Genomic DNA, 6,321 nt, shown 5'->3' on the forward strand with positions numbered 1-6,321 from the left:
GGTGATTCAGCTGTCCAGGGCGGACATCGCCGCGATGCGTGCGGTGGCGTCGGCGACGATGCGTTCGATGAGCGCGCCGCAGGTGGGCAGGTCATCAATGATGCCGGTGACCTGACCGGCCGCCAGCACGCCCGCCCCGGTATCGCCCTCGACGAGTCCGGCGCGCAACAGCATCGGGGTGTTGGCGGCCATCACGACCTGGGACCAGCTGAGATCCTTGGTCTTTCGCATGGCGAGTCCGTCGCGGACCATGGTCGACCACTTCATCCCGGTCATCCCCTTGAAGCGCGCCGCGTTCGCGACGGCGGCGGTGAGCCCGCGCCAGCGGCCCGAATGTTCCAGCCGCCGCACCAATTCGGTGTTCAACACCCGGTGCGGCATACCGTCGACCCTGGTGGAGACGACGGTGTCCTGGAGGCCGCGCCGCAGATACTCCTGTTTGACCGCGTCGGGGACCGTGCTCTCCTTGGTCAGCAGGAAGCGCGTCCCCATGGCGACGCCCGCCGCGCCGTAGGCCAGCGCGGCGGCCAAGCCGCGTCCGTCGAAGAAGCCGCCCGCCGCGATCACCGGGATATCCACCGCGTCCAGCACCGAGGGCAGCAGCAGGGTGGTGGCCACCGGGCCGGTGTGTCCGCCGCCTTCGCTGCCCTGCACGATCACCGCGTCCGCGCCCCAGGCGGCCACCTTGACCGCGTGCTTGGCCGCGCCGATGGACGGAATCACCACGGTCCCGGCCGCTTTCAGCTCGGCGATGAGCTCCTGCTTGGGTGCGAGAGCGAAGGAGGCCACCGCGACCCGCTCGCGAATGAGCAGCTCGATCCGGGCGGCGGCGTCGACGGCGTCGGCCCGGATATTCACACCGAATGGTTTATCGGTGTGCGCCTTGGTTTTCGCGATGGCCGCCTCGAGTTCGGCGTAGGTCATGGTGGCCGAGGCCAGGATGCCGAGGCCACCCGCCTCTGAGGTGGCCGCGACCAGACTCGGTCCGGCGACCCAGCCCATCCCGGTCTGCACGATGGGATAGCGAATGCCGACCAGTTCGGTGAGTGGGGTGCGCAGTGTCATGCCGGGACCTCGTTCTCCCGAATTCGCTTGGGGTCGAGCACTTCGCGGATGAGTCGCAGCTCCTCGGCGGTGGGCAGCCTGGTCTCGCCCGCCAGTTCGAGTTCGGCGATCTCGAAGGCGGTATTCGCGGCGACCTCCTCGGCGCGCACGCCCGGATGCAGGCTCAGCGCCCGCATGGTGTCCTCCGGCCCGCCGAAATCGAAGACGCCCAGGTTGGACACCACGCGGTGGACATGGTGGAACCGGAAGGCGGGGTTGGTCGGATCGACCCGGTCGTAGCCGACGCCGCAGACAATATCCACCGCTTCGCAGAAGACCCGGCTGGTGTGCCGCGAAACCCAATAGCTCGTCGCGTGATTCATCGAGTTGCCGGGTGCGCCGCGCACTCCGAACATCTGTCGGGTCGGGTGTTGCGGCGGCCCGAAGGCGGACAGGTTCTGATTGCCGTACCGGTCGATCTGGTTGGCCCCCATCACCACATGTCGGCGTCCGGAAGCCACCACGTCGAAGACCTTGCGAAACGGGATCCACCCCTCGATGGCCGCCTTGCCGCCGAGCGGGGGAGTGTCGGCCAGCAGCAGCGCCTCGCCGTCGGAGAGCAGCAGATCGGGTTCGGTGGTGAGCCTGGCCAGGCGCGCTCCGAGCGTGGCCATGGGCGCCATCGGGCTGGCCATGATCTCACCCGCGCCGCGGAAGATATCGGCGCAGGCCGCCGCGCACACCTCGGCCCTGGTGACGGTGGATGCGGTGCTGGTCATCGCGCGGCCTCCTCGCCGAATTCGCGGACGGCGGCCTGGTATTCGTCCTCGGAGACCGCCAGATATTTGGCGACGAATTGTTCCCAAGCCTCCGGGGTGCGGGCCGCCGCCGCATAGTGCTTCTGGAACTTCTCGTCGCGGCCGTCGGCGCTCAGCGTGAAGTGTGCGCCCCCTGGCGCCTCGACCACGCCGTCGACCATCATCCGATTGAGCAGCAGCGCCTGCGGCGGTACGGATTTCACCAGTTCCTCGGTGTCCACCAGTCGCTCGACCGACAGGTATCTGCGCTCGGCGGCCAGGCAGAACAGATCGTCGAAGTATGGATCGACGCCGGTGTAGGCGGCATTGCCATGCCGGTCGCCCAGATTCAAATGCACCAGCGCCGCATCGAGATTCAGCGCGGGCATGGCGATCAGCGTCTCGGGGACGCCACCGGGACCCGAATAGGGCGAGACGACGGTTTTCAGTTCGCCTTCCCAGAAATTCGGCACATCGGAGCCGAGTCCGGCCCGGATCGGCAGGAACGGCAGTCGCGCGGCCGCCGCCTGCAGCCCGCATTTGAGCATGCCCTCGTCCATCTCCCTGGCCACCAGCGCACCCGTGGTGCGGGCGTGGGCGAACCACGGATCGTAGAAGGGCGGCGAATCCAGTGAGACGAACCCGTAGTACGCCTTGCGCACCCGCCCCGCCGAACACAGCAGGCCCAAATCCGGGCCGCCGTAGCCGACCACCGTCAAATCAGTGATCTCCGAGCGCAGGATGGCCCGCACCAGCGCCATCGGCTTGCGGCGCGAACCCCAGCCGCCGATGCCGATGGTCATCCCGCTGCGCAGCTCGCCGACTATCGCGTCGAGTGACATTCGCTTGTCCCGCATGGGTTTCCTACTCCTGTGTGGTGGCGGCGCGGCGCGCGGCCAGGTCGTCGTCGAAGCGGGCGCGCACCTCGTCGGCGACGCCCGCCAGATTCAGCTCGAAGGTGAAGCCCTGTTCGAAGCGGTAGCTGCGGTGCACGTCCTGGACGTCGATGCCATTGAGCGCGCGCTTGGCCGCGCGGATGACCCGCGCGTCCTTGGCGGCGATGTTCTTCGCGAGCTCCAGTGCGGCGGCGTCCAATTCGGCGCGCGGCACCACCTGGTAGACCGAGCCGAAGTGGTGCAACTGCTGGGCGGTGACGGTGCCGCCGGTATAGAACAGCGCGCGCATCAGGTGCTGGGGCACCAGCCGCGACAGGTGGGTGGCCGCGCCCAGTGCGCCGCGATCCACTTCGGGCAGGCCGAAGGTCGCGTCGTCGGCGGCGACAATGACATCGGCATTGCCGACCAGTCCGATACCGCCGCCGAGGCAGAAGCCGTGCACGGCGGCCAGCACCGGCACCCGGCATTCGTAGACGGCCGAGAATGCCTCGTAGCAGCCGTGATTGGCATCGATTAGCGCCTGGTGGCCGGGGTCGCGCTGCATCTCTTTGATATCGACACCCGCGTTGAAGCCGCGATTCTCCGCGCGCAGCACCACGACTCGGTTGTTCGGGTCGCGTCCGGCGGCGCGCACGGTGTCGGCCAGTTCGAACCATCCGGCGGAGGGGATGGCATTGACCGGCGGATAGTCCACCGTGATCACCGTGATGCCGGAGGTTGCTGAGTGGACGTCGATCCCCATCGCGTATCCCATCGTGAGCGGCCGAACCGCCTGATCAGTGGCAAAGCAAGCAGTTGCTTGGTAGGTTAGCACGGTGGCACTCGAAATCGATCTGTCCGGCCGCGTCGTCCTGGTGACCGGCGGAGTGCGGGGAGTGGGCGCGGGGGTGAGTCGGGCTTTGCTCGCGGCGGGGGCCACCGTCCTCGCCTGCGCGCGCCGTCCCGCCGACCAGCCCGTCACCGCGGGCGGACGCACCCTGGACTACCTACCCTGCGATGTGCGCGACGCCGACGCGGTGCGCGAGTTGATCGAAACCGTCCGCACCCGATACGGCCGCCTCGACCACCTGGTCAACAATGCGGGCGGCGCGCCCTTCGCCCTCGCCGCCGCCGCGAGCCCCAATTTCCACGCCAAGATCGTGGAGCTGAATCTGCTTGCCCCGCTGCTGGTTTCCCAGGCCGCCAATGCGGTCATGCAGCAACAGGCCGACGGCGGATCCATCGTGATGATCTCCAGTGTCAGCGGCCACCGCGCCTCACCGGGCACCGCCGCCTACGGCGCGGCCAAGGCGGGTGTGGACAGCCTCACCACCTCCCTCGCCGTCGAATGGGCGCCGCGGGTGCGGGTCAACTCGCTGATAGTCGGCCCCGTCGAGACCGAGCGCAGCCACCTGCACTTCGGCGATCAGGCGGGCATCGACGCGGTCGGACGCACCATCCCGCTGGCGCGCATGGCCGGACCCGAGGACGTCGGCGGCTGCGTCGCATTTCTCGTCTCACCGCTGGCCGCCTATGTCAGCGGCGCGGCGCTGCTGGTGCACGGCGGCGGCGAGCGCCCAGCCTTCCTCGCGGCGGCCACCGCCGACCACGAACGCACACCGTGAACGCAGCGAACGATTGAACTAGACGAACAGGACAACCATGGACAACCGGATCTGCGCGGGTCGCACCGTCATCGTCACCGGGGCCGGGCGCGGCATCGGCCGGGCACACGTGCTGGCCTTCGCCGCCGCGGGCGCGCACGTCGTCGTCAACGACCTGGGCGCCACCCTTGCGGGCGTCCTCACCGAGGAATCGCCCGCCGCGCAGGTGGTCGCGGAGATCACCGAAGCGGGCGGCCGCGCGGTGGCCAATGGCGACGATATCGCCGACTGGGACGGCGCGCGGCGGCTGATCCGCCAGGCCATCGACACCTTCGGCGGACTCGACGTGCTGGTCAACAATGCGGGCTTCGTCCGGGACCGGATGCTGGTCAACCTGGCCGAGGACGAATGGGACGCGGTGGTCCGGGTGCACCTCAAGGGCCACTTCGCCACCATGCGTCACGCCGCCGAGTACTGGCGCGGCGAGTCGAAGGCGGGCCGCCCGGTCGATGCCCGCATCATCAACACCAGTTCGGGCGCGGGATTGCAGGGCAGCGTCGGTCAGGGCAACTACGGCGCCGCCAAGGCCGGTATCGCGGGCCTGACCCTGACGGCGGCGGCCGAGTTCGCGCGCTACGGGGTGACCGTCAACGCCATCGCGCCCGCCGCCCGCACCAGGATGACCGAGACGGTCTTCGCCGACACCATGGCCGAACCCGAATCCGGATTCGACACCATGGCCCCCGAGAACATCTCCCCGCTGGTGGTCTGGCTCGGCAGCGCCGATTCGGCGGGTGTGACCGGCCGGATGTTCGAGGTCGAGGGCGGTAAAATCGCACTGGCCGACGGTTGGCGCCACGGCGCGCCGGTCGATCGGGGCGCCCGCTGGGCGCCCGCCGAGGTAGGCCCGGTGGTTGCCGACCTGATTGCCAAGGCGGTGCCGCCCGAGCCTGTCTACGGGGCCTGACAATTCCCGCTCCGAGCGCGTGACGTTCTACCATCCCCCTGCACAGGTCCGCGACGGCCGCATACTATGGGGCTTCCGTCCGAGAAAGTCCCGGATGTGGTCTTGCGACCGGGCGAATAGATCTGCGCAGTATCCATAGATGAAGGGGAAGGCTGGCGCATGGCCGTTGGTCGCACAGTTCGTGCAGTGGCAGTAGCTGGGGCTGTTGCCGGTCTCATGCTGCTCGGTCCGGCACCGGCCCAGGCCAGGGATACCGGTTCCTGCCCTACGTGTGGTTCGTCCGGTTCGTCCGGTCGGATTCCGCTGGAGCCGTCGGGTGGCGAGGTCGCCGGATCCGGCTCGGCCGCAAGCGGTTCCGCTGCGGCGGGCTCCGCCGCCGCCGGTGCCGGATCGGCAGGCCTCGGGGCCATCCTCGGATCCGGTTCGGCTGCCCTCGGCTCCGGTTCCGCCGCCGCCGGTGGAGCGCTCGGATCTGGTTCCGCCGCCGCCGGCGGGGCGCTCGGATCCGGTTCCGCCGCAGTAGGTTCGGCGGGCGCCGCCGGTTCGGCCGGCGCGGGCGCGGCGCTGGGCACGGGTTCGGCCGCTGTGGGTTCGGCCGGTGCCGCAGGCGCTGCCGGGCTCGGCGCGGCCCTCGGATCCGGTTCTGCCGCAGTGGGTTCGGCCGGAGCCGGTGCCGCGGGCGCGCTCGGCACGGGTTCCGCCGCGCTCGGTACGGGCTCGGCGGCCGTCGGTTCCGCCGGTGTCGGTTCCGCCGCGACGGGTTCGGCCGCCGTCGGCTCGGCCGCGACGGGTTCGGCCGCTGTGGGTTCGGCGGCCACCGGTTCGGCGCTGGCCCCGTTGCTGCTGCTGCTGATCCCCATCCCGACGCCCGCCGCGCCGCCCGCACCCTCGATGCCGCTGGCCATTCCGCCCGCCGCGCCCCCGGTTCCGGCCGCGCCGATTCCGGCCGCCGCACCACCACCCCCACCCCCACCGCCCGCGCCCGCCCCGCCGCCGCCCGCCCCGGCGCCGGCCCCCGCGCCGGCCCCCGCCGC

7 protein-coding genes are annotated in these 6,321 nt (G+C 70.3%); 3 read left to right on the top strand and 4 right to left on the bottom strand.

From position 1 onward, the window contains the following. Positions 1-6 precede the first annotated feature (6 nt). The 4 genes from D5S18_RS25580 to D5S18_RS25595 are packed head-to-tail and all read right to left on the bottom strand — an operon-like array spanning position 7 to position 3,479. Positions 7-1,065, bottom strand: a complete 1,059-nt coding sequence (locus D5S18_RS25580; protein WP_120043646.1) for an NAD(P)H-dependent flavin oxidoreductase — start codon at positions 1,063-1,065, stop codon at positions 7-9. After that, positions 1,062-1,823 carry a CoA-transferase subunit beta gene (locus D5S18_RS25585; protein ID WP_120043647.1) on the bottom strand — a complete coding sequence of 254 codons (762 nt, stop codon included), beginning with the start codon at positions 1,821-1,823 and terminating at the stop codon, positions 1,062-1,064. The genes D5S18_RS25580 and D5S18_RS25585 overlap by 4 nt, the downstream gene beginning before the upstream one ends. After that, on the bottom strand, positions 1,820-2,698 hold the full coding sequence (locus tag D5S18_RS25590; protein WP_120043648.1) for a CoA transferase subunit A: 879 nt from the start codon (positions 2,696-2,698) through the stop codon (positions 1,820-1,822). The genes D5S18_RS25585 and D5S18_RS25590 overlap by 4 nt, the downstream gene beginning before the upstream one ends. 7 nt (positions 2,699-2,705) lie before the next feature. Further along, complete coding sequence (locus tag D5S18_RS25595) at positions 2,706-3,479, bottom strand: enoyl-CoA hydratase family protein (RefSeq protein ID WP_120043660.1); 774 nt, start codon at positions 3,477-3,479, stop codon at positions 2,706-2,708. Positions 3,480-3,552: 73 nt separating this feature from the next. On the opposite strand from D5S18_RS25595, the gene D5S18_RS25600 reads away from it, so the two are divergent. The 3 genes from D5S18_RS25600 to D5S18_RS25610 all read left to right on the top strand — a co-directional run. Continuing rightward, on the top strand, positions 3,553-4,341 hold the full coding sequence (locus D5S18_RS25600; protein WP_120043649.1) for an SDR family oxidoreductase: 789 nt from the start codon (positions 3,553-3,555) through the stop codon (positions 4,339-4,341). Positions 4,342-4,378: 37 nt separating this feature from the next. Beyond that, positions 4,379-5,287: an SDR family oxidoreductase gene (locus D5S18_RS25605; protein WP_120043650.1), complete on the top strand. Its 909-nt coding sequence runs from the start codon at positions 4,379-4,381 to the stop codon at positions 5,285-5,287. A gap of 186 nt (positions 5,288-5,473) precedes the next feature. Beyond that, positions 5,474-6,321: hypothetical protein (locus tag D5S18_RS25610; protein ID WP_203236907.1), on the top strand; the 848-nt coding region annotated here is incomplete at its 3' end.

Source organism: Nocardia panacis, assembly GCF_003598715.1.
GTDB classification, from domain to species: Bacteria; Actinomycetota; Actinomycetes; order Mycobacteriales; family Mycobacteriaceae; genus Nocardia; species Nocardia panacis.